The sequence below is a fragment of the Sphingomonas melonis genome, from assembly GCF_013409985.1.
Classification (GTDB): domain Bacteria; phylum Pseudomonadota; class Alphaproteobacteria; order Sphingomonadales; family Sphingomonadaceae; genus Sphingomonas; species Sphingomonas melonis_A.
In genome coordinates, this window is the sequence record NZ_JACCBY010000004.1 from 357,190 (window position 1) to 380,594 (window position 23,405).

A 23,405-nucleotide genomic window follows, 5' to 3' on the forward strand; every position below is an offset into this window, starting at 1 on the left:
CCGGGACCCGCCGTTGAAATCGCACTGATCCACATCGTGCCCGCGGAACTCCCGCCCGTCGCCGCACGATGAGGTCCGCGCCCGGGCCGGCGGCGCGCGACCGCCGCGGGGCACGCCGATGTCGGACCGGCCATCAGTGAAGGGCGCGCGCGATCATGCACACATTCGAGCTGCTGCTCATCCTGATCGCGGCCTGCGTGGTCCTTGCCTATGCCGCCGAGCGTCTGCGCATCCCGCTCGCCGTCGCGCTCGTCCTCGGCGGCATGGCGCTTGCGTTCGTGCCGGGGATCGGCACCGTCGAGCTCGATCCCGAACTTGCGCTGGCGCTGTTCCTGCCGCCGTTGTTGCAGGCGAGCGCCTATCGCACCGACTGGCCTGCCTTCCGGTTCAACCTGCGCCCGATCCTGTCGCTGGCGCTCGGCGCGGTGTTCTTCACGGCCGCCGCGGTGGCGATCGTGGCGAAGCTGCTGGTGCCGGACCTGCCGTGGTGGGCGGCGATCACGCTCGGCGCGATCGTTGCCCCGCCCGATGCGGTCGCGGCCGCGGCGGTGCTGAAACAGGTCCGGCTGCCCAAGCGCCTCGTGACGGTGCTGGAGGGCGAAAGCCTCATCAACGATGCGTCCTCGCTCGTGCTGTATCGCTGTGCGGTCGCCGCGACCCTTGCCGGCACCTTCAGCCTTGGCGAAGGCGTGCTGCAATTCTTCGCCGCCTCGATCGGCGGCACGCTGGTCGGCTGGCTCGTCGGCCGCGGCGCGATGTGGGTCTTCGCGCGGCTCGACGACACGTTGCTCGATATCACCGTCAGCCTGCTCGCCGGGTTCGTCGCCTATGTGCTTGCCGAGCAGATCCAGGTGTCGGGCGTGCTCGCCGCGGTCGCCTGTGGCCTGGTGCTGGGGCGGCGCCAGCACGCCGCCTTCACCGGCGAGACGCGGCTCGGCATGGCGACGGTATGGCGCTTCGTCGAATTCTTGCTGACCGCCCTCGTCTTCATGCTGATCGGCCTCCAGCTGCGCGGCATCGTCGAGCGGTTGCAGGACTATGATCCGCTGCGGCTCGGGCTGATCGCCTTTGCCATCTCCGCGACGCTGATCGTCAGCCGCGGCCTGTGGATTTTTCCGGCGACATGGCTGCCGCGCCTGCTGTTTCGCAGCACGCGCGAGCAGGACCCGATGCCGCCGTGGAGCCACCCGGCCATCCTGTCCTGGGCCGGCATGCGCGGCGTGGTCAGCCTGGCGACCGCGCTGGCGCTGCCGATCCGCTTTCCCGGTCGCGACATCATCGTCTTCCTCGCCTTCTGCGCCATTTTTGCGACGCTCGTCGTCCAGGGCACGACATTGGGCTGGCTGATCCGCCGCCTCGGCCTTGAGGAGGACGAGGCGGTGCTGCCCGAACCGGACACGGCACAGGCACGGGCGGAACTCGCCGCCGCCTCGCTGGAAGCGGTGGAGGATCACGCCGGCGACGATGCCTCGCTGCACAGCGGCGCCGCGGCCGAACTGGTTGAGGAATATAAGGTGCGCGCCCACCGCGCCAGCATCGAAGGGCAGGACGTGGAAACGAAGACCGAACAGCTCGCGGCGCAGCAGCGGCTGCGTCTCGTCGCGATCCAGGCCGCCCGCGAGAAGCTGTCCGATCAGACCGATCAGATCGACGCCGACGCCCACCGGGCGCTTGGCGAGGAACTCGATCTCGAGGAGCAGCAGATCTGCCGCGCCCTCGGCGAGGGCTGACGGGTCACAGGTGCAGCTCGATCCCGGCGCCGAACGTCTGCGGATCGCCCAGGATCGCCTGGTTGCTGCTCGGGGAGTCATATTGCTTGTACCGCGTGTCGAGCAGGTTGCGCGCGAATACGAAGGTGGTCCAGCGATCGGTGTCATAGCCCAGCCGCGTGTTCACGATCGTCCGGCCAGCCAGCCGTGCCTCCGCCTGCCCCACGCCGGGCGTGGTGAAGACCGGTCCGCGATAATTGGCGTTCAGATTGCCGCTGATCCGCCCGACATGCGCATTGACGCCCCCGGCCAGCGTCCAGCGTGGTGCGTAGGGGAATTGCGAGCCCGCGAGATCGACGCTGCCTGTCGCACCGCCGGGCAGCGCGAACGTGTCGAACCGGGTCTGCACGTGCCCGATCGAAGCATAGGCATCGAGTGTGCGACTGATCCGCCCCTGCCCTTCGATCTCGAAGCCGTAGAGATGCGACTGCGCGGCGTTGACGGTGTTGTAATCGAAGGTGTTGAGGCCGAACCGCGCGATGGTCTGCTGGCTGCGCCAATCGACATAGAAGACGTTGGCATTGACCGTCAGGCGCCCGCCCAGCCATCGCGAACGCAGCGACCCTTCGTAGTTCCAGCTATGTTCGGGATCATAGGGCACCAGCAGCGCGCGCGCCGGATTCTGACTCGACCCACCCGAACGATATGCCCGCTGCACCGTGAAGGCGGTGGTCAGGTCGGGCGTCCACGCCATGCTGATCCCTGCCTTCGGCAGGAAGGCATCGAAGCTGCGCGCGTTGGCGGCGCGCGGCGACGAGGCTGCGGCGACGAGCGCCAGCACGCCGCGGTTGATCTGCTGCACCGCCCCGTAGCGTAGCGTGCCCGCTGCCCCAAACGCCGCCGGATCGGGCAGCGTGCCGGTGAAGGTCGTCAGCGTCGCCGCGATGTAGCGGTTCTCCTCGTGATCGTAGCGGAAGCCCGCGATCAGCGACAGGCGATCGGTGACCCGGTAGCGCCCGTCGCCGAACAGCGCGGCGGTGCGCACGGCATCGGGCTGTTGGCCGCGATAGTGGATCGGGATCGCGGGCAGGGCGGCGGCATAAGCGGTCACGATCTGCGCCGCGGTGGCCGCGGGAACGCCGCCGCTCTCCAGCAAACGCCCGATTGTCCCGGTTGGCAGCGGTACGTTGATCCGGCTCTCGGCCTCCAGCCCGCCGGTGCGGCGATACGCCCATGCCCCCAGCACGCCGCTCGCCCGCTCGCCGTCATAGTTCAGGCGCAATTCCTCGGTCCACGTCTTGTACCGCGTCAGGTTGTCGACCGCCTGCACGTCGGCGGCGGTGCCGTCGGTGTCGACCAGCGCGTGCGTGGTGACCTGGTTGTACGAGGTCACGCTCGACAGGCGCAGGCGCGGCGTGATCGCATAGCCGAGGTTCAGCACGGCGATGTCGGAGTGGACGCGCCCGCGGCTGGGCCGGTTGCCGGTGCTGATCCGGTTGTCGTAGAAATCGGGCACGTCGGTACGCGCATATTCGTAGAGGTAACCGCCGTCGCGACGCACACGGTTGTAGCTTGCGCGTACGTCCAGACCCGGAACCGCGGCCGGCGTCCAGCGCAGCTTGCCGCGCAGATTGAGCGACCGGAGGGCATCGTCATAGCCGCCGCGCGTCACGTTCCGGATCAGCCCGCGGTCCGAGCGCTGCTCGGCGGACAGCCGGAAACCGAGTTCATCGCGGAGGAGCGGGCCGCCTGCCGCGGCTGAGACGGTCCGCTCGTTGTGCTCGGTCCAGAGGACGCGCGCATCCGCGCTGTACGCGGTGGGCGAGGCATCGCGTGTGGTGAGCACCACCGCGCCTGCCAGCGTGTTCAGCCCCTGGATTGTCGACTGCGGCCCGCGCAGCACCTCGACCTGATGCACGTCCCATAGATCGGTGGGGCCGCCGAACAAGGCGTCGCGCGGGATCGGCGCGCCATCGACGTACACGCTCGCGGTATCCGCGTTGCCGCCCCCGCCGACGCCGGTATTGGTGATGCCGCGGATCGTGAAGCCGGTGGAGCCATAGGTCTCCGACATGTTGGCGGTGCGATTGTAGACGTCCTGCACCGTCTGGATCGTCTCCTCCCGCATCCGGTCGGGCGTGGTGATTGCGACGCTGGTCGGCGTATCCTGCACCGTGCGGTTCGTCTTTTCCCCCGTGACGACGATGTCATCCTCGGGCGCCTCTGCGATGCGCGCCTGCTGCGCCGAAGCCGGCATGGCTGTGAGCAAGGCCGAACCGGCCAGTAAGAATGCAATCGTCCGCATGATGCCCCCCTGCCCCGCCGTTATCCTCCGCCCTATTGAGAATCAATAGCACTAGTGGATAAGCTGGCCCGGGATGCTTGCGGTCGTGGCAACGGTCGGCGATGCTGCGTCCGGTTTGGAAAGGTACGTCGATGATCGCTGCTCTCGCTGCACTGCTCCTGCAATCGGCGCCGGCGGCGCTGCCGCCGCTTCATCACGGCTTCGTGGAGATACACTGTCCCGTCGGCGGGGAGCGGTTCAGCGCGCCGACTACGCCGGTCTATTCCACCATGGGCCGGCGACCGGACGAACAGCCCTATTCCGACGTGACGTTCCCGTTGCCGATGCCGGAATGCCCGGGCAACGGCTTGACCCTCTTCGCCCACTTCACGCCGGCCGAGACGGCGCAACTCGCAAAGTGGATCGCGACCCCCACCTACCAGGCGATGCGCGCGACCGAGTCACCCTTTTATCGCGCCTATTGGCTCGCGAAGAAGATCGGCCGCCCGGACGCCGACGCCATCGAACTGCTGCTGCCCGCGATCTGGAGCGCCAAGCAGCAGGATCGTGACGATCCGCGCCGGCCGCATGCGACCCGCTATCAGCGCGTCCTCGTCGCCGCCGTCGTCGCCGCATCGCCGGCCGTGTCGGTGGACGACCGCGTCTGGCTCCAGAGCCAGGCTGCCAACGCCTTGCGGGAGATGGGCGATTTCGCCGCAGCCGAGCGGATGCGCGCCCGCGCGGAGCAGGCGCTTCCGCAGACCACGCGGCCGCCGCTGGCCATTTATCTGCAAAAGCTGAAAGCGGTGATCGCGCGCAGGGATCGCGGCGATGAACCGCTCGACATGATCCCGGACTGGAAGGCCGACAGCATCTGCAGGGACCACCCGCCCCGCGACCGGTTCGCGCGCGATTATTGCGCGAGCCCCGCGCTCGCCAAGATCAACGGGTCATAGCACGACACAAAGCGCGGCGGCGGCCGGCCGGCCGCGCGACCGCGTCTTCAGGACGACAGGCCCTCGCACATACGCCCGAGCGACCGAAGCGCTTCGGGCGTCAGGGTGTAGACCGCTTCGCGGCGGGCGCCGCGATTGTGGTGATCCACCCGCCAGCCCTGATAGTGCCGGCGCACCAGCCCCGCCCGTACCAGCTCCGACACGGCACGGCTGACGTTGCAGCGCCCCGATGCGCGCACCCGCAGTCGCACCGCCTCGTCGACGGCGTGGGCGGCGGCCTTGGGATCATCGGGCAATTGCCCCTCGCGCGCCAGCTCCGCCCGCACCTGTTCGGCGAGCGCGATCCGCCGCGGGTCGCGTCCCGCCATCGGCGACAGCGCGTCGCACAGCCAGTCGCGCAGCCGCACCGCCTTGCCCTGCTCGACGACATAGGGTCCGGCGTCGCCGTTCGTTCCGGCGGCGCGCGCGATCAGGTTCAGCACCATGAACGCATAGCGCGGCCGGCTCGACACGCTCGCCAGCCGCTCGATGATCGAGGGCATGTCGGCGGGCGACGCCGCCTTCGGTTCCGGCGCCCTCGGCACCGCGCGGGCCTCTTCGATGACGGGGAACAGTTCAGCCTGGATCATGGAACAAGTGAAGCACGAAACGGGAATCCTGTGAATCCCTGTTCCGCCCCCGTCCTCGCTTCTGTCACCTGTGACACTTTGCCCGGCGGCAAAGTGTCACGGACGGCACCCGATGACGCGGACGGCGAGAGGATGTGGGCATGGTCCGCTACCCGCGCGGCTCACCGGTCCCCGCATCAGGCGCCGCCCGTTCATCCAGCTACACCTGTCGCATGCCGCCATCGACGCAAAGCTCCGCGCCGGTGATAAAGCTGGCTTCATCGCTGAGGAGAAACACGGCAGCAGACGCAACCTCGTCGACGCGCGCCATGCGGCCGAGCGGGATGGGAGCGATCAGCATCTGCCGCATCTCCTCGGGCACCGCGGCCATCATGTCGGTATCGGTTGGGCCCGGTGCGACGACGTTGACGCGGATGCGACGCGGCGCGAGTTCGGCCGCCCAGCTACGCGCATAGGAGCGCAGCGCCGCCTTGGTCGCCCCGTAGGTACTGAACGGCGTCACGCCCATGACGTCGGCGATCGAGCCGACCAGCACCACCGATGCCCCGTCGCTCAGCACGGGCAGAGCCGCTTGGATTCCAAACAGCGCGCCGCGCACGTTGACGGCGAAGTGCCGGTCGAAATGCTCGCTCGTCGCCTCGCCGATCGTCGCCGGCTCCGACAGTCCGGCGTTCAGCACCAGGGCATCGATGCGTCCGTGCAGTCGCTTGGCCTCGGCCATGACCCGCTCCAGATCGGCCTGGCATGCCGCATCGGCTGCGATGCCCTGCGCCGAAGGCCCGATGCTCTCAGCCGCAGCGGCGACTTCGCGGGCCCGCCGTCCCGTCAGTATAACCGTAGCCCCTGCCTGCGCGAGCTCGCGGGCGGTCGCGAGACCAATCCCCTTCGCTCCGCCGACCACCACCGCGACCTTGCCTGCCATTCTAGCCATTGTGCGCCCTTCCATTCGCGAAGGCGAACCAGATATACGAAGCATATCTGCTATCAAGAACGCACCGGGAGTAGCCTAGATATGGCGAGCGATACCGACCTGCAGGCCCTGTCGTGCCAGGCGATGTTGGACGTGCCCCGCATCCGCCCCGTGCTGGACAAGATCGCGGACAAGTGGACGATCATGATCCTGACCGTGCTGTGCCCTCAACCCGCACGCTTCAACGAGATCAAGCGCCGGCTCGACGGCATCACCCACAAGTCGCTCGCCGATGCGCTAAAACGCCTGGAACGTCATGGACTGATCACACGCACCGTGATCCCGACGACGCCGATCGGCGTCGTCTATACGATCACGTCGCTGGGCCATTCGCTTCGCGAGCCCTTCGAAGCGCTCTGCTCCTGGGCTCTGGCTCAGGAGCAGGCAATGTCGGAGGCAGCGACCGCGTACGATAGATCGCGGGAGTAATCCGCTCGTTGCCCCAGCAGCTCCCCCTTGTGCCATTCGTTGAAGTCGACGGCAAAGCGACCTCGGCCCCCAGTCGGTGAAATCGATCGGGAAGACGAAGTTTCGAGAATCCTTCGATCGCTTTCCCGGTGGATCTCATCCTCCTATGGCCATTCGATGGATGTAGCTGGCTTCGACCTGAATCTGCTGAAGGCATTCGATGCCCTCTATGCGGAGCGGCACGTGACCCGTGCCGGTCACCGTATCGGCCTGAGCCAGCCGGCCATGAGCGGGGCGCTCACTCGACTGCGCGAGGTGTTCAACGATGAATTGTTCGTGCGCTCGCCGACGGGCATGCAGCCGACGCCGCGCGCCGATGACCTGTCCGGCCCGATCTCCTCTTCGATCCGCCTCATGCAGTCGATCCTGCAAGACGATAGGTTCGATCCAGCGACGGTCGATCACATCGTCACCATTGCGATGACCGATTACGCTGCATTCGTCTTGCTGCCTCCCTTGATGGCGCAACTCGCAATTGAAGCCCCTCGTCTGGAGGTGCGGGTCCGCGGCATTTTCGGCAAGGACGAGGTCGTGGACCTCCTCGACAGTGGCGAGGTGAGCTTGGCCATCAGCGTTTCCGTGGACACCTCGGCACGCATCCTCACCCGCCCCCTGTTTCGCGAAGGTTTCGCCTGCATCGCGCGGGACGGGCATCCTGCCTTTGCCAATGGCGCCGGGATCGAAGCGTTTGCGGCGGCTCCCCATCTTCTGGTTTCACCCGAGGGGGATCGCACGGGGCTGGTCGACCGCAAGCTTGCCACGATCGGGCTGGCACGCCGTGTCGTGCTGAGCCTGCCGCAGTTCCTGGTCGCGCCGTTCGTCGTTGCGGAGACCGATCTGATCGCGACCGTCGCTGCGCGTGTTGCCCGGCGGTTCGCCGCAGCCAATCTGGGCATCGTCGTGCATGAGCCGCCAATTGCGCTGTCGGACTGGCCGCTGGCGATGATGTGGCACCGTCGGGTGGATGATCACCCGGCCACGGTCTGGCTGCGCGACTGCATTGCCGCGATCGCCGCATCGGCCTGACGCCATCGGCCAGGCCGATGACGGCGTATCATGTCTCGCGATTTCCCGCCGGGCCAGCGTTCCGCTCTACGTCCCAGCACAGAGGCAATGAGGTGCTGAGATGCGGATATTGGTAACGGGCGCTACGGGATTGATCGGTGGCGCGGTCGCGCGTCGATTGGCGGCGGCGGGGCATGAGGTGGTCGGCCTTGCGCGTTCGGAGGCGAGCGCGGGCAAGCTCACCGACATGGGCTATCAGGCGGCTCTTGGCGACCTGGAGGATGCGGCCAGCATCGCCAATGCCGTCCGGGGTGTCGACGCGGTCGTTCACGCGGCATCGCCGAATGACCAGAACAGTGCGGCGTATGACGAGGCGGCGACCCGAGCAATCATCGACGCGCTGCGCGGCACTTCCAAACGCTTCCTCTATACGAGCGGCTGTTTCTTGTACGGTGCCACCGGCGACACGCCCGCAACCGAAGGTAGCCGGCTGGATCCGCTGGAACTCGTGCGCTTTCGACAGGCGCTCGAAGCGGACATCCTTGCCGCGGCGACCGATGGTGTGCACGGGATCATCATCCGTCCCGCCTGGGTCTATGGCAATCACGCCTGGACCACGATGATGATGTACGGCTCGGCGCGGGAGCATGGCGCGGCGCGCTACGTCGGCAACGGGCAGAACCGCTGGACGTGCGTGCATGTCGATGATCTCGCCGACCTCTATCTGCTCGCACTTGAGCAGGCGCCGGCAGCCTCGATCTTCAACGGCGCTCACGGCGCCGCCATACCGCTGATCGAAATCGCACGGGCAGCCAGCGAAGGGGCAGGCGTGGAGGGCCGGGTGGCGGAGTGGCCGCTGGAGGAGGCGCGGCAGGTGCTTGGCGCCTTCGCGGACGCGATCGCCTGCGATCAGGTGGTCTCGGGCGAACGTGCTGAGCGTGAGCTTGGTTGGCGCCCGTCACGGCATTCGATTCTCGAGGAACTCCGCTCCTACGCTCCACCGATAGCCTGACTGCAAATCGCCTCTGCAATCGGGTTCTGGTTCCGCTGCTGCTGACTGGAGCCTGATCGCGAGGCGCTGTACACGGACGTGCGAGCGTCAAGCATTGGGCACGAGCCGGCCGGCAGCGGCATGGTGCAACGCCCCGCGACCCGACGCTCAGCGGTCCTTTTCCGCTATCGAAAAGCAGACCTTGGTTCACCTTGAGAAAGCGAGGCGCTGATCGATGCGTCGACGTCCCTTCCCTCCCGCGCAAACAGGGTCGGTGTAATGCCGACATGACGCGAGAAGGCGACGCTAAACGTGCTCGAGGAGCTGTAGCCGACCTGGCGAGCGACTTGCGCGACGGTCGACTGCCCGTCCTTCAGCAAGCGTTTGGCTAGCACCATGCGCCAGTGAAGGAGGTACTCCATCGGCGCCACGCCGACGGTGCGTCGGAAGCGTTCGAAGAAGGCGGATCGTGACATCGCCGCGGCACGGGCAAGGGCGGGCACGTCCCAGGCGCCAGTCGGCCGCTCATGGATCGCACGGATCGCTGCCGCGACCTGCTCGTCGCCCAGCCCGCGCAAGATACCGCTCGCGGCGTGAAGACCGGACGTACGGAGTGCCTCGATGAACAGCACCTCCATCAATCGGGCGAGAACGACCTCGCGTGCCGCGCGCGTACCGCGTGACTCCTCCACCGCCAGCTGGATCAGGGTGGTCAGGCGCGGCTCACCGCGCGCGTGGATCAGCGATGGCAGCAGCGACACGAGCAACGCGGCGTCTGGCGAGGCAAAGGCGCAGTAACCGACCAGCATGCGCAGGTCCGGCGCGACGTGCTGATCGCCAAGGCGGAAGACGTTGGGCCGGATCTCGACGGGCGCATATTCGAAGCCGGCGGGTGGCTCGGCAGTCACGCTCGACGCCGTGAAGTCGTAGGCGGCCGGGATCAGCACGAAGTCGCCACTCTCGATCAGCAGGGATGGCCGACCCGGCACCTCCATGCGAACGGTCCCTTCGAGCGCCGCGAAGAAGAAGGCGCGGCCGTCCTCTGTCCGGCGGACACGCCAAGCGCCCGCCCCTTCCACGAACTTGGCATAGGATAGGTCGGGCTGCAGCAGGCTGACGATTTGCGCGAGAGGATCGGCCAATTACGGACGCTCACCAAACAGATGTGGACGCACGAACGTAGCATGTCTGGCTGGGCGCGCCATCTCCTGCCGGGTCAACGACAGGAGCTTGTATGCCGACCATATTGATCACTGGATGCTCATCAGGGTTCGGACTGGAAACCGCTCGCCTCTTTGCAGCGCGCGGCTGGAACGTGATCGCCACCATGCGCACACCGCGCGAGGACATCCTGCCCGAATCCGACCGTGTGCGGGTGCTCCCTCTCGACGTGACCGACGCTGCCAGTATTGCACACGTCGTTGCTGAGGCGGGAGCGGTTGATGCATTGGTCAATAACGCCGGCGTCGGCTTTCTCAATGCGCTGGAAGGAACGCCGATCGCGACAGCGCGGCACATCTTCGAGACCAACACGCTCGGCACCATCGCGATGATGCAGGCGGTGTTGCCGCAGATGCGTGCGCGTCGCGCGGGCGTCGTGGTCAACGTCACCTCGTCGGTGACCTACCGGCCGTTGCCGCTACTGTCGGTCTACACCGCCAGCAAGGCAGCGGTGAATGCCTTTTCCGACAGCGTCGCGCTGGAGCTCGCGCCGTTCAACGTCCGTGTCCGCGTGGTCCTGCCGGGTCGCGCGCCGACGACACGCTTCGGCGACAATGCCCGAGCGCTGATGCCCGACGGATTCCCCGAAGCCTATATGCCGTTTGTCCAGCAGGTCATGGCGGACCGGCAGGAAGACACCAGACCGACGACATCGTCCGAAGACGTCGCCGAGGCGGTGTGGCGAGCGGTGACCGATGTGGACGCACCCGCCCACCTGCCGGCCGGTGCCGACGCGATCGCCTGCGCGTAGGCTGGCAAGACGCTCGGGCAGGCTCACGAGGCGTGCGCCTGCCCGGCAACCGATGTCCTGAAAACGTGTCGGTTGGTCACCAGGCGATCGGGCCAGCATCGTCGAAGAAGGCGCCGGTGGGCCCATCCCCCGGCAGGGTCGCCAAGCGGATGCCGATGGCGGCGCCCTGTTCCGGGGTGCGGAGGCCGGAGTGCTGATTGAGGTCGGTCGCCGTGTAGCCAGGGCAGCCGGCGTTGACCTTGAAGCCAAGGGGCGCAAGCTCTTTGGCGAACGCCACCGTCACGGCGTTCAATGCGGATTTCGAGCTGTTGTAGCCGAGCAGATTGACGTGTGCCATCGGCGCATCGAAGTCGGAGGCCCATGCAAGCGACCCCAGGCTGCTGCTGATCATCACGATATGCGGTGACGCCGATGCCTTCAGCAACGGCAGGAAGGCCTGTGTTACCCGTATCACGCCGAATACGTTCACGTCGTAGATTGCCCGCACGTCCATCACCGGCTCTGCGGACGGCGGGCCCCAGCCCGTCGAGATGCCAGCATTGTTTACCAGGGCATCCAAGCGGTTGGTCTTGCGTCCGACGGTTTCGACAGCCGCGGCAACGCTCGCGTCGTCGGTAACGTCGAGCGGCAGGAACTGAACGTCGAGACCTTCGTCACGCAGCATCTGCGCTGCTGGCTCGCCCCGCGTCTCCTCGCGACTGCCAAGCCACACGGCATATCCCTTGCGCGCCAGCCCGCGCGCGATCTCCAGTCCGATACCCTTGTTCGCGCCCGTCACCAACGCAATCGGCTTGTCCGTCATCGTCTTGTCTCCTTCTGCACGGACAAGGTGGCCACTGCCGGCGGGGCCCGCATGCGCGATCGCCGCGACTATTTGCCTAATCCTATCAAGGCGCTTGTCGGCTACGATTTGCTCGCCCATCGTGCCGAGATGGAAAACACCCTCGCGGAGCTGTGCGCCATCGTCGGCCGGCATGCACCAGATCGCTATCAGGCAAGCCTTTTGCCGGGTGTGGCCCTCTACAGGGATGGCGCCGCTCCCCAGGCGCTTTCCGGCGTCTACCAGCCGATGATGGCGCTCGTTCTGAGTGGCGCCAAGGAGATCGCGATCGGCGACCGTCGCTTGCGCTACGATCCGGCCAGCTATTTCATCGCCACCGTCGAATTGCCGGCATCGGGGTGCGTAAAGCTCGACCTGCCCAATAGCCAGTATCTTGCCGTCAGCCTTGATCTCGATAGCGACCGGCTCGCCTCGCTATTGACCGAAACGGCGATAGGTGACCCCGTCAGCGAGCCTGCGTTTGCGGTCAATCCGATGACGCAAGACCTGCTGGATGCCTGGCTCCGCTTCCTGAGGCTACTCGACACACCAAGTGACATCGCTGTTCTGGCGCCTTTGCTGGAGCGGGAGATTCTCTACCGCCTTCTTCAGGGACCCCAAGGTTCGATGCTGCGCCAGGTGGCGCGGGCCGACAGCCGCCTGTCGCAGATGCGCCGGGTCATCGCGATGATCCGCGACAAGTTCGATCAACCATTGCGGATCGAGGCGTTGGCGGACGTCGCCAATATGAGCCCTGCCTCGCTGCATCGACACTTTCGCACCGCGACCGCGATGAGCCCGCTGCAATATCAAAAAAGCCTCCGCCTTCAGGAAGCGCGCCGCCTCATGATCGCCGGGCGAGAGGTGACCGCCGCGAGCTATGCGGTCGGCTATGAGAGCCCGTCGCAATTCAGCCGGGAATATGCCCGCCTCTTCGGGGCTCCACCATCGCGCGACATCAAAATGACCGCGCCGGGTGACCATCGCTCCGCTGCCTAACGACGACCCATCTGATGCTTCGCGTGGATGAGGGGATATCGGGCATTTAACGGATAGGCGCCGGCTGGTCGGTCATCGCGAACCGGCACCGGCCGAGAGAAAGCATCGAGCGCTTCCCGCCCGGCATCATCGACTCGCAAGCGCGTTGCGCGGAAAATGGGTCGCCAGGTGATCGATCAATGCCCGCACTGCCGGTGCCAATCCACGCCGGGTGGTGAAGACCAAATGCACGATCCCTTGCAGACCGCGCCATTCCGGCAGAACGTGCACCAGACTATTATCCGCAATGGCGTTGCGGCATATCCGATCAGGCAAGATCGCGATGCCCAGACCTGCGATCGCCGCGTGCCGCACGGCCGTCAGGTCAGCGCAGCCGAGGCGCGGAGACACCCGCAGCACGTGGAGGCGGCCGTCTTCCGTCTCCAGATGCCACGCCACCTCATCCGCTTCGTCGTCGGTGGCCAGCAACGGAAGTGTATTCAACTCCTCCAACCCGGTCACCTGGCTGGCGATCTGCGGGCTCGCGACCAATATGCGCGTGGAGGTGCCGAGCGAGCGCATGGTGAGCGCTGCGTCGCTTGTCAGCGACGAGCGGACGCGCAGCGCCAGATCGATCCGCTCCTCGATCAGATCGACGGCGCGGTCGGTGGCGACGAGCTGAAGACGAACCTTCGGATAGCTGGCGAGGAATGAAGCCACGATGCCAGAGACCGGCTCGATCATACCGGTCGGACAGCTGAACCGGATGCGGCCGTGCGGCTCGGCCTGCGCCTGCATGACCAGGGCCTCGGCCTGTTCGGCCTCCGCCAGCATCGCACGGCAGCGTTCGTAGAAGGCTTGCCCCGTCTCGGTCACGCGGAAGCGCCGGCTCGACCGTTCGATCAGCCGCAGGCCGAGACGGTCCTCCAGGCCGGCGATGCGACGGCTGAGCTTGGACTTGGGCTCGTGCAAGGCGCGCCCCGCTGCCGCGAACCCGCCGTGCGAAACCACTTCGGCGAAATAGGCCAGATCATTCAAGTCCGTCCGCATCAGCGTTCCTCCAGTGGAACGGTACGTGCCGATTTCACCCGCTACAAGCATGATCGTTTCAGTTGCATCTGAGCGGGGCAACGGCGCTGCGCCGTTACGATCAAGGAGACAGACAATGACGGACCGGTTCAACAACAAGGTGGTGGTGGTCACCGGCGGGACGAGCGGCATCGGGCTGGCGGCTGCCGAGGCCTTTTCTGCCGAGGGTGCTCGCGTGTTCGTGACCGGCCGCCGCCAGGACGTGCTCGATGCCGCGGTGAAGCAGATCGGCGGGCACGTAACTGGGGTGCGGGGCGACATGACGAACCTCGCCGACATCGACCGGCTCTACGACGCCGTTCAGCAGCAGCATGCGCAGATCGACGTGATCTTTGCCAACGCCGGGGGCGGGACGATGCTGCCGCTGGGAGCGATCACCGAGGAGCAGTTCGACACGACCTTCAACACCAATGTGAAGGGCGTGCTTTTCACCGTGCAGAAGGCGTTGCCGCTGCTCAAGGACGGGGCGTCGATCGTGCTGACGGGGTCGACCGCCGGCGCATCCGGCACTCCCGCCTTTAGCGTGTACGGCGCAAGCAAGGCTGCCGTGCGCAACTTCGCCCGCAACTGGATCCTCGATCTGAAGGACCGGCGTATCCGCGTGAACGTGGTCAGCCCCGGGCCGACGGAAACCGCCGGCCTGAACGAGGTCTTCGGCAACGGCGATCAGGCGCAGGGCATCAAGGATTTCCTTGCCACCCAGATACCCGCCGGTCGTGTCGGTCAGCCAGACGAGATCGCCAAGGCGGTGCTGTTCCTCGCATCGGATGACGCGAGCTTCGTCAACGGCGTGGAGCTGTTCGTCGACGGCGGTCACACCCAGATCTGACCCCGCGTTGCCGCTGCCCGGCTGCTTCCGTGGGAGGTGGCTGGGCAGCGTCGTCCGACAGCACCGTCAGCAGCCGACAGGACGATCCATGGCGCCGATTGCGTAGCAGTGCACCGTCCGAAAACTGTTCACCTCCGCGGACGGGTCGCTCACACGGTGAGCGCCTGCCTGCGGATCGTATCAGCCAAAGGTTGCAGCTCGGCAGGCGTGCGAGGCGCTACGATACTGTAACCGATGCCGCGATCGGCCCAGGTGATGCGGTTGATATTGCCTTCCGTCGTCGGGGTCATCTTCGCCGCCTTGTCGATCTCCATCGGCCGGCTGAGTACCGCGAGACGGCTGCTCGCTGGTCCCTCGTAAAGGAACATGACAGCAGGGCCGTGCGGCGTGGCGATGAGACGCCCGCCGGCGAACCGGTAACCGGCCGATGCGAGGTCCGGTATCGCGACACGGCTGCCGATCCGTCTTGACGCCCAACCGACCAGCTGCCGCCTGTCGTCGGGTCCGATCTCGGCGCCACGCTGCAAGTCAGAGGCATATACCCGGTAATTGTACGTCGCCTCCTGGGCCAGCGCACCGATACCGGCCTGTGGCGGCAGGGTGGTGGTACGCAACCCCCACCCGCCGCCAAAGCCCACCGCCAGCAGCAGAGCCGCCGCCGCCGCATGCCACCATCGAGGGCCGGCGCGCCGGCGCGCCGCGATGGTAGCTACTCGCATCGTGGAGGGGATCGGCTCCGATGTGACCGCAAGGAACGCCGCGGAAAGCGCGGACCGCTGCTCGCGTTGCAGCCGAAGCCGGCTGGCGACATCGGGATTGTCGGCAAGGTAGGCGTCGACGCGCGGACCGCGCTCGGGCGGCAGCCGGCCATCGACCCAGGCCATGAGATCATCCTCTCCGATCGGGGGTGTCATTTCACCCTCCGCAGCTTCGGCCGCTCACCGGCGCCGATCAGCCCCGCAAGCCGGTCGCGGCCGCGCGACAATCGCGACATCAGCGTGCCGATCGGCACGTCCAGGACGGCGGCCGCATCGGCATAGGACAGGTCCTCGACCGACACGAGCAGGATCGCGGCGCGCTGATCGGGAGGTAGGGCATCGAGGCTGCGCATCAGGTCACCATGTTCGATAGCAGCCGCCTGCTCGGGCGCAACCGACAGCGCTGGCCCCTCCGCGACGTCGATGGGGACAAGCGTGCCGCGCCGCGCGACGCGTCGGCCATGATCGACCAGCAGATTGTGCAGGATCGCATAGAGCCACGGACGAACCGCGTCACCGTGCCGCCGGCGCCAGGCGGTGACGGCGCGCTCCAGGCAGTCCTGAACAAGGTCGTCCGCCAGGCTCTCGTCGCGCAGCCATGCGCGCGCATAGCGGCGCAGGCCGGGGATCAGCGGTTCGATCAGGACGGCGCGTTGATCCATGTCAGTCCTGCTGCACCTGGAGGACCGTGCCTGGCATATCCCGGATCGCCTCCGCAACGACGAGCCACCGCCGCCCGGCCGGCGTTCCGCCCGCGACGATCTGGCGGATGGGACCGGACACGTTGACGATGGCCGACCCTGCGGGATTGGTCATGAACTTGGCAAGCGGTTCCAGCGCGCCTGAGCCGTCGGCATGGTCGGACAGGGCCAGGACGTAACCGTGCCGGGGGGCAAGACCGGTCACGGAGCCTTGCAGGATCTGGATCAACCCCTGGTCGAACAGGGTGACGCTCGTCGGGCTCATAGTCGCGGCGCCGCGCGGCGCGAGGATCAGATGCGTCGCATTGCCGGCTTGGCCGAGCGGCTGGAGGTTCGCCGTGCCCGGACCATCCGGCACGGCATTCGGCACATAGGCAATCGCCTGCGGGGCCTGACCGATCGGTACCATATGCGTGACCCGGTTCCTTGCGGTGTCGATCACCGCAAGCTTATCGTCGTTCTCCAGACCGACGTAGATCCGCGAGCCGTCACCGGACGGCCATATGCCGTGCGGCAGCTTGCCGACGGGCACGGTCGCGACTTGTGCGAAATCGCTGGTGCGGAAGACCTTCACCACATTGAGGCCACCCACGGTGACATAGGCGAATTGCCCCTTCGGCGTGACGGCGAAATTGACGTGGTTGGTGATCGGACCCGTGTCGATCACCTTGAGCACGGCGAAGGGAGGCTTGGCATCGAAGGCGACGGCCTTGCCGACGTCCTTCAGCGTGAACCAGACCTGCTTGCCATCGGGGCTTGCCGCGATGTTCGGGCAGAACGGGCTGGGCTGCCGGACGCGGCCCGCTTCCTTGTGGGTTGCCACGTCGAACACGACGAGGTCGGGGTTGAAGGACGAGCACACGTAGCCGTATTGACCGTCCGGCGAAAAGATCGTCATGCCCGGCCCGCCGGGCGTCTTGATGCGGCCCGTTTCCTGATAGGTGCCGGGGTCGAGTACGGAGATATAGTCCTCGCCGCGGACCGTCACCCAGACTTGCCTGCCGTCCGGCGTGAAGAAGGCTTCGTGCGGGCTGCGGCCGATGTACGTGGTATGCTTGACCGCGTTCGTCGCGGTATCGATCCAGGTCACCGAATTGGACCCGATCGACACGACCGCCAGCGTTCTCCCATCGGGCGAGAAGCCCAGCCCGTGAACCAGCACCTGCCCCTTGTAGAGTGGGCTGAAATTGGCAGGCTGCGGATCCCCGAGCTTGATGACGCCAACGAGGGTGTTGGTTGCCGGGTCGGTGACGGACAGCGTGTTCGAGAATTGCTCAGCCGCATAGATCCGATCATGCCCGCTGACCGGAACGTCCTGGCGGCTCCATGGCGCCTGCGTGCGTCGAGCGTATGCCGAGCCGGCGGACGCCAGCGTCTGCGCCTGATCGTCGACAAGGGGCGCTTCGATCGCAGCGGGTGCTGCCCAAAGCGCGGTCTGCGCGCCGGCCGAACTGGCGAGCAGCGCCGCCACGAGGATGAAACGGTTCATTTCAGTGCTCCTTATGGGCCTGGGGCGCAGTGCCCTGTTGGGTCGGCGCGGCCTGCGAAGGGGGCAGCGGCTGGCCAAGCGCGAGACGCATGGCCGCGATCTCCTGCTGCTGGTCGACGATGATCTCCTGCGCGATGCGCTTGAGCTGTTCGTTCTTGCCGTAGCGGAGTTCCGCGACGGCCATGTCGATGGCACCTTGATGATGCGGCTCCATCATGATCACGAAGTCGGCATCGACATTGCCCGTCGGGCTGACCATCATGGCCTTCATCATCCGGTCCATGGCGGCATTCACCTCCACGAGGTATGGCTGCTCCGTACCGTCGACCGCGGCAAGGGCGGTGCCGGCGCTGAATGCCAATGCGGGTGCAAGAAGTAGGCGCAACAGGCGGCTGGTGGCTGGCATCGATGCCTCCGATGAAAGGATCACTGCCGAGACGCTGCCAGGTCAGGCTTTATTCCACTTGGCCACAGATTTTATTTCCGAGCGCCAGCGGGCCGGCGATGCTCACCCCTGTCCACCGTTTTTGAGCCGCTGATAAGTTGGCGTCGGTTTCCTCATGCCCCGTGGCGGGGCGCGGCTGGTGAACTTGGCGGGTGTTGTGCCGCCGAGGCTGCTGTGCGGGCGCACGGTGTCGTAGCCCGTCCGCCATGCCTTGATGATCCGTCTCACCGCCGCCGGCGAGGGGAACAGATGTTCGTTGGGGCATTCGTCGCGCAGGCAACCATTGAACGATTCCGTGAACGCTCCGCGAACGGGCGTTTACGTGACATCGTCAGCCCCCGATCGGCGACGTTTCCCGTCACGCAACCCGTCACCCGATCGTTTCACCGGGACCTAAGGCGAACGGCGATTGCGCCCGAGCGGCGCGCACGCACGTTCGTCCACCGACAACGATCGATAGGATACGATGATGACGACATACCCGCTGAGCGAGCTGGCGACGATCTACGCTGTCGAAGGTGACACCGAGGCGATGTCGGACGTCATCGGGCAAGGGACGCTGGAGGAATGCGTCGACGTCATCGCCGCGATGCCGGCGGACGAGCAGGCGTCCGTGTTCATCCAGATGGACGATTTGGGTCTCCGGTTCGGCCCGGCGGAGGTGGCGGAGCTGCTCGCGTTCCTGCGCGACGAAAGCGCAGGTCTCAGCAACAACGAGGTCGCCGACATCAGGCAACGCGATCACTGAGCGATCGCTGCTGCGGCAAGTCGGGAAGATCGTCTGGCGTCACGTCCCATCGTCTGGGCAGGTCGCGGCGAGCGACGACGCGGCAAGGACTGCCGTTTGCAAGAAGGGGTATTCGATCCAAGGGTCTGCCCGCCCGATTCCGTCTTGGATGCTGGAGACCAAGAAGGATTGACATGCGCCTCGACGCGGGCCCGGGAGTGCTCACCCAAAGATCGGACATAACCGTATCCGCCCGGAAGGCCGGCATGTCGGAAAGGCCCGTCAGCCCAGGGGAGGGCGCCATCGATGCTGGCAGGAGCGCCAGTAGTGCAGCAGATGGCGGCGAACCTGCCTTCTCCTGCCCGACCTATCCGACTAAACGAGGACGTTTTCAAACACGGATTTCCCGCTACGCCATGCCGCTTACCGGCCTCGAAGCAGTCTATCTCGAACATCGCGACGCACTGCTTCGTTTCCTGCGCGCGCGCGGTGCGGGTGAGGCGGCCGAGGATCTCGTCCACGACCTGTGGCTCAAGGTAGCGGGGCGTACCGACGTGCCGATCGACAACCCGCTCGCCTATTTGTACCGCGCTGCCGACCTGCTGATGATCGACCGCTATCGCTCTCGCCGGCAGGCGGAACGGCGTGACCAGGCCTGGGAAGACGGACGGCGCGATCCATCCTCGGTCATCCCGACACCGGAGCGCGAGGTCGAAGCCCGCCAGGAAGCCGCGCGTGTCGCACAGGTGCTGCAAGCCCTCGGCGATCGCAAGGCGACGGTCTTTCGCCGCGCCCGCGTCGATGGCGTGCCGCAACGCGTGATCGCGACGGAGCTCGGCATCAGTCTCAGCACGGTGGAGAGCGATCTGCGCGACGTGACACGGGCCCTGGTGAAGCTGAAGGACGAGATTCGATGAGCGCGTTCGACACGAGCGGTGCGCCCGGCGCCATCGATAGCGAGGCGCTGGACTGGGCGATCCGGATGGCCGAGCCTGACGCGGACTGGAACGCCTTCGTCACCTGGCTGGAGGCGGACCCGGCGCGTGCCGAACGCTATGATCGCGCGGCTGCGGCGATCGCCGGCGCGGCAGAGAGCGTCGCCCGCAGCGGCCCGCCGGCATACGTCGCCGCGAACGATCCCGAGCCCGCCGTCGCCAGCCGTGCAGGGTGGCGTGGGCGCTGGCTCGGCGGTGCCGCGGCCGCCGCGCTGATCGGCGCGGTGAGCCTTGGCCTTTGGCATGAGCAGGACCAATCCTATACGATTGCCACCAACGCGGGCGAGCAGCGCACCCTCACTCTGTCCGAGGGCAGCCGCATCCAGCTCGCGGGCGGAACGCGGGTCCGGCTCGATCGATCACGGCCGCGCCGGGCGACGCTGGAGGCGGGCGAGGCGCTGTTCCAGGTGCGCCACGATGCCGATGATCCCTTCCAGGTCGGCGTCGGCGATCTGTCGCTCACCGATCTCGGCACGGTGTTCGACGTGCGGGTGCTGGGAGCGCGGACGCAGGTGGCGGTGAGCGAGGGCGCGGTGATGGTCGATGCCGACCGGCAGGCGCTCCGTCTGGCACCGGGCGACGGGATCGTGGCGCAAGGCGGTACGCTGCGGCGCACGCGGCTGGATGTCGCCGACGTCGGGGCGTGGCGCGACGGTCGCCTTGCCTATGACGGCGCGACCATCAGCGAGGTTGCGGAGGACCTGTCGCGGCAGCTCGGATGGCGCGTCACCGCCTCGCCCACCGTCGCCGGCCGCATCTTCAACGGCACGCTGGAGACGCGCGCGTTCCGCAACGACCCCGCGTTGCTCGGCGCGCTGCTGGGCGTCCGCGTCCGCCACAGCGCGAACGTCTGGACGCTGGAGGCGCCTCAGTGAGGCACGGGACGGGCGGCATCGCCGCATGTGCGCTGCTCCTCGCGGCGCCCGCCGCCCGGGCCGAAACGCTGCCGATCAACCTGCCCGGCGGAACCCTGGGGCAGCAGGTGACCGCGCTCGGTCGACAGGCCCGGATCAGTATCGTCGTGCCGGACCGCACCCTTTGGGCGCGACCGGTGCCGGCGCTGCGCGGGCAGCTTTCCGCCAGAGCGGCGCTGGCTGCGATCGCCGCGCGCGCCGGCGCCGTGATCGTGCCGGTCGGCTCGCAGAGCTGGCGATTGCAGCCGGCCCCCCGTTCGGCCCGCCCGCGGCGACCGACGCCGCCCGTGCCGCCCCCGCCCACCGCGGAGCCAAAAGCCGACGATATCGTCGTCACCGCCAGCAAGCGCGACACCAGGCGCGACGATTTCGCCGGACAGGTGGTGCGCGTGCCCGGCGAGGAGCTGGAGCGCGGCGGCGCGGGGGGCACCGACCGGCTGGTCCAGCGATTGACCAGCGTCACCTCGACCTATCTCGGCGCCGGCCGCAACAAGCTGTTCATCCGCGGCATCGCGGATTCGAGCTTCACCGGGCCGACCCAGGCGACGGTGGGGCAATATTACGGCGATCTCCGCCTCAGCTACAACGCGCCTGATCCCGACCTGCGGCTCGCCGATCTCGCCGCGGTCGAGGTGCTGGAGGGGCCGCAGGGCACGTTGTACGGCGCGGGGTCGCTCGGCGGCCTGATCCGGCTGGTGCCCAATCCGGTCGAGCTCGACCAGGTCGCGGGAACGGCTGTCGTCGGGACCTCGGCGACGGTGCACGGCCGTCCTGGGCTGGATGCGCAGGGCGTCCTGAACCTGCCGCTCGTCGAGGACCGGCTGGCGGTGCGCCTCGTCGCCACGACCGCGATCGAGGGCGGCTATATCGACAAGCCGCTGCTCGGCCGCACCGACGTCAACCGCACCCGGATCGAGGGCGGGCGCGCGACCGCGCATGTCGATCTCGGCGCGGGCTGGAGCGCCGAACTCATCGGGATCGGCCAGATCATCCGCGGCGCGGACAGCCAATATGCCGATCGCGACGGCACGCCGCTGACCCGCCTTGCCGCCGTGTCGGAGGGATTCCGCGCCGATTACGGTCAGGCGCAGGTGGTGGCCTCCGGCCGGATCGGCGGGGTGCGGCTGCGCTCGACCAGCGGGGTCACTGCGCACGACCTGCTCGAACGCTACGACGCCACGCCGCCGGGCGGGCCGCCGCGCCTGTTCACCCAGGCCAATCGCACCCGGATGCAGGCGAACGAGACGCGCGCCTGGCATAGCGCCGCGGATGGCTCGGGCTGGCTGGTCGGTGCCAGTTACATCTACAATCGCACCCGGCTGCGGCGCCTGCTCGGCGCGCCGGACGCGCCCGCGCCGACCACCGGCGTGATCAACAGCGTGCGCGAATGGACCGCCTATGGCGAGGGCAGCATTCGCCCGCTCGCGGGGCTGCTGCTCACCGGCGGCCTGCGCGCGACGCGTTCGACGCTGGACGGCAGCGCCGAGAACGCATCGCCGCTGATCGCCGCGTCGCGGAGCGGCGAAACCGCACAACGGACGCAGACGATCGTGCTTCCCGCCACTGCAGCCCTCCTCACCCTCACGCCGGGCACCAAGCTGTTCCTCCGCTACCAGCAAGGGTTTCGGCCGGGCGGTCTGGCGATCGAGGGCGACTATGTCCGTCAGTTCCGCAACGACCGGGTCGCGACAATCGAGGCTGGCATACGCCACGACTCTCCCCTCGCCGATGTCAGCGTGACGATCGCGCGGGCATCGTGGCGCGATATCCAGGCCGATTTCATCGATGGTGGCGGGCTGCCGAGCACCGCCAACATCGGCAACGGGCGGTTATGGACGGTAGAGGCGACGGGGACCCTCCGGCCCACCGGCGGACTGCGCCTCGAAGGCGCGGTGTCGTACAACAATGGCCGGATCGATGAGCCCTCCCCCCGCCTGTTGACGCTGGTCGCGACGCCGGAATTGCCGGTGAACCTCGCGGTGGCGCGGGCGCAGGCCTTCGCCCGGCTGGAACAGATCCCGAATATCGCCAAGGTGACCGCGCGTGCCGGCGCCATTTACCATCGCGACCTCAATGGGGCGGCGCTGACGCTCGACGGATGGATCCGCTATGTCGGGTCGTCACGGCTCGGCGTCGGGCCGGTGCTCGGCCAGCAGCAGGGCAGCTACCTCGATACCGAGGTCACCGCGCGGCTCAGCCTTGCGCAGTTCGGCGTCACGGCCGGAGTCAGCAACCTGCTCGACACGCGGGGCAACCGGTTCGCGCTTGGCACGCCGTTCGCCACCGGCCGCGACCAGGTTACGCCGCTGCGGCCACGCACGTTCCGGATCGGCCTCGACACGCGATTTTAGCGCGGATCGACACTCGGACTTCGAGAGAACTCCTCCCCCGCCAGGGGGAGGTGGCGCGGCGCAGCCGTGACGGAGGGGGAGGTAAAAAATGTCGTCGGTGGCGTGCCTTCCCCCTCCGTCATGCCTTCGGCATGCCACCTCCCCCTGGCGGGGGAGGAACTTCGCTACGACACTGGATGTCGATCCCGCCTGACGGCACGCGTGCCGCGGGACAGGCCGCCCTCCGCGACGTTAATCGTCGTCGCCCGCGCAGCCGCCCTGCGGAAAAAGCGACGTCGAACCAAGGTCGGGCGACGGTGCCTCCGTCTGTCTCAGGATGGATGGG

Annotated in this window: 22 protein-coding genes and 1 pseudogene; 12 read left to right on the forward strand and 11 right to left on the reverse strand. The window is 67.3% G+C overall.

Annotated elements, in window-relative coordinates; translation table 11 throughout:
* Nucleotides 1–155: 155 nt before the first annotated feature.
* Nucleotides 156–1,730 (forward strand): Na+/H+ antiporter, encoded by a 1,575-nt coding sequence (locus tag HD841_RS15045; RefSeq protein ID WP_179509686.1) that lies wholly within the window; start codon nt 156–158, stop codon nt 1,728–1,730.
* A gap of 4 nt (nt 1,731–1,734) precedes the next feature.
* On the opposite strand, the gene HD841_RS15050 is transcribed toward HD841_RS15045, so the two are convergent.
* Nucleotides 1,735–4,014 (reverse strand): TonB-dependent receptor, encoded by a 2,280-nt coding sequence (locus tag HD841_RS15050; protein WP_179509687.1) that lies wholly within the window; start codon nt 4,012–4,014, stop codon nt 1,735–1,737.
* 131 nt (nt 4,015–4,145) lie between these two features.
* Between HD841_RS15050 and HD841_RS15055 the strand changes: the two genes are divergently transcribed.
* Nucleotides 4,146–4,949 (forward strand): hypothetical protein, encoded by an 804-nt coding sequence (locus HD841_RS15055; RefSeq protein WP_179509688.1) that lies wholly within the window; start codon nt 4,146–4,148, stop codon nt 4,947–4,949.
* Between the two features lie 47 nt (nt 4,950–4,996).
* Here HD841_RS15055 and HD841_RS15060 read toward each other — a convergent pair whose 3' ends face one another.
* Both HD841_RS15060 and HD841_RS15065 read right to left on the reverse strand, forming a co-directional pair.
* On the reverse strand, nt 4,997–5,578 hold the full coding sequence (locus tag HD841_RS15060; RefSeq protein ID WP_179509689.1) for a hypothetical protein: 582 nt from the start codon (nt 5,576–5,578) through the stop codon (nt 4,997–4,999).
* Between the two features lie 199 nt (nt 5,579–5,777).
* Nucleotides 5,778–6,500, reverse strand: a complete 723-nt coding sequence (locus HD841_RS15065) for an SDR family NAD(P)-dependent oxidoreductase (protein WP_218845576.1) — start codon at nt 6,498–6,500, stop codon at nt 5,778–5,780.
* A gap of 90 nt (nt 6,501–6,590) precedes the next feature.
* On the opposite strand from HD841_RS15065, the gene HD841_RS15070 reads away from it, so the two are divergent.
* From HD841_RS15070 to HD841_RS15080, 3 genes are all read left to right on the forward strand, one after another.
* Nucleotides 6,591–6,977, forward strand: a complete 387-nt coding sequence (locus tag HD841_RS15070; RefSeq protein WP_179509691.1) for a winged helix-turn-helix transcriptional regulator — start codon at nt 6,591–6,593, stop codon at nt 6,975–6,977.
* A 156-nt stretch (nt 6,978–7,133) separates the two neighbouring features.
* A complete protein-coding gene (locus HD841_RS15075; RefSeq protein ID WP_179509692.1) occupies nt 7,134–8,042 on the forward strand; it encodes a LysR family transcriptional regulator in 909 nt (302 codons plus the stop codon).
* Between the two features lie 100 nt (nt 8,043–8,142).
* Entirely contained in the window at nt 8,143–9,033 is an 891-nt protein-coding gene (locus HD841_RS15080) for an NAD-dependent epimerase/dehydratase family protein (protein WP_179509693.1), read from the forward strand.
* 164 nt (nt 9,034–9,197) lie between these two features.
* Here HD841_RS15080 and HD841_RS15085 read toward each other — a convergent pair whose 3' ends face one another.
* A complete protein-coding gene (locus HD841_RS15085; RefSeq protein WP_179509694.1) occupies nt 9,198–10,154 on the reverse strand; it encodes an AraC family transcriptional regulator in 957 nt (318 codons plus the stop codon).
* Nucleotides 10,155–10,246: 92 nt separating this feature from the next.
* On the opposite strand from HD841_RS15085, the gene HD841_RS15090 reads away from it, so the two are divergent.
* Complete coding sequence (locus HD841_RS15090) at nt 10,247–10,984, forward strand: SDR family oxidoreductase (RefSeq protein WP_179509695.1); 738 nt, start codon at nt 10,247–10,249, stop codon at nt 10,982–10,984.
* A 76-nt stretch (nt 10,985–11,060) separates the two neighbouring features.
* Here the strand turns inward: HD841_RS15090 and HD841_RS15095 are convergent, their stop codons facing one another.
* On the reverse strand, nt 11,061–11,786 hold the full coding sequence (locus HD841_RS15095) for an SDR family oxidoreductase (RefSeq protein WP_179509696.1): 726 nt from the start codon (nt 11,784–11,786) through the stop codon (nt 11,061–11,063).
* 51 nt (nt 11,787–11,837) lie between these two features.
* On the opposite strand from HD841_RS15095, the gene HD841_RS15100 reads away from it, so the two are divergent.
* Nucleotides 11,838–12,803 (forward strand): AraC family transcriptional regulator, encoded by a 966-nt coding sequence (locus HD841_RS15100; RefSeq protein WP_257015603.1) that lies wholly within the window; start codon nt 11,838–11,840, stop codon nt 12,801–12,803.
* Nucleotides 12,804–12,929: 126 nt separating this feature from the next.
* Here the strand turns inward: HD841_RS15100 and HD841_RS15105 are convergent, their stop codons facing one another.
* A complete protein-coding gene (locus HD841_RS15105) occupies nt 12,930–13,985 on the reverse strand; it encodes a LysR substrate-binding domain-containing protein (RefSeq protein WP_373563036.1) in 1,056 nt (351 codons plus the stop codon).
* On the opposite strand from HD841_RS15105, the gene HD841_RS15110 reads away from it, so the two are divergent.
* Nucleotides 13,948–14,700, forward strand: a complete 753-nt coding sequence (locus tag HD841_RS15110) for an SDR family NAD(P)-dependent oxidoreductase (protein ID WP_179509697.1) — start codon at nt 13,948–13,950, stop codon at nt 14,698–14,700. The genes HD841_RS15105 and HD841_RS15110 overlap by 38 nt on opposite strands.
* Before the next feature lie 149 nt (nt 14,701–14,849).
* Here the strand turns inward: HD841_RS15110 and HD841_RS15115 are convergent, their stop codons facing one another.
* The 5 genes and pseudogenes from HD841_RS15115 to HD841_RS15135 form a co-directional block, all read right to left on the reverse strand.
* On the reverse strand, nt 14,850–15,584 hold the full coding sequence (locus tag HD841_RS15115; protein WP_179509698.1) for an anti-sigma factor family protein: 735 nt from the start codon (nt 15,582–15,584) through the stop codon (nt 14,850–14,852).
* 26 nt (nt 15,585–15,610) lie between these two features.
* A complete protein-coding gene (locus tag HD841_RS15120) occupies nt 15,611–16,120 on the reverse strand; it encodes an RNA polymerase sigma factor (protein ID WP_179509699.1) in 510 nt (169 codons plus the stop codon).
* A gap of 1 nt (nt 16,121) precedes the next feature.
* On the reverse strand, nt 16,122–17,630 hold the full coding sequence (locus tag HD841_RS15125; protein ID WP_373563037.1) for a YncE family protein: 1,509 nt from the start codon (nt 17,628–17,630) through the stop codon (nt 16,122–16,124).
* Nucleotides 17,631–17,649: 19 nt separating this feature from the next.
* Entirely contained in the window at nt 17,650–18,054 is a 405-nt protein-coding gene (locus HD841_RS15130) for a DUF305 domain-containing protein (protein WP_179509700.1), read from the reverse strand.
* Between the two features lie 102 nt (nt 18,055–18,156).
* Nucleotides 18,157–18,387, reverse strand: a pseudogene (locus HD841_RS15135) (integrase core domain-containing protein); the annotation flags it as partial.
* A 175-nt stretch (nt 18,388–18,562) separates the two neighbouring features.
* Between HD841_RS15135 and HD841_RS15140 the strand changes: the two are divergent.
* From HD841_RS15140 to HD841_RS15150, 4 genes are all read left to right on the forward strand, one after another.
* On the forward strand, nt 18,563–18,841 hold the full coding sequence (locus tag HD841_RS15140; RefSeq protein WP_179509701.1) for a hypothetical protein: 279 nt from the start codon (nt 18,563–18,565) through the stop codon (nt 18,839–18,841).
* A 173-nt stretch (nt 18,842–19,014) separates the two neighbouring features.
* The gene (locus HD841_RS15145) at nt 19,015–19,737 is read left to right on the forward strand and encodes an RNA polymerase sigma factor (protein WP_306455786.1); all 723 of its coding nucleotides are present in this window, start codon (nt 19,015–19,017) and stop codon (nt 19,735–19,737) included.
* Complete coding sequence (locus HD841_RS20795) at nt 19,734–20,690, forward strand: FecR family protein (RefSeq protein WP_257015605.1); 957 nt, start codon at nt 19,734–19,736, stop codon at nt 20,688–20,690. Before HD841_RS15145 ends, HD841_RS20795 begins: the two co-directional genes overlap by 4 nt.
* Nucleotides 20,687–23,080 carry a TonB-dependent receptor gene (locus tag HD841_RS15150; RefSeq protein ID WP_373563038.1) on the forward strand — a complete coding sequence of 798 codons (2,394 nt, stop codon included), beginning with the start codon at nt 20,687–20,689 and terminating at the stop codon, nt 23,078–23,080. The genes HD841_RS20795 and HD841_RS15150 overlap by 4 nt, the downstream gene beginning before the upstream one ends.
* Nucleotides 23,081–23,405 lie beyond the last annotated feature (325 nt).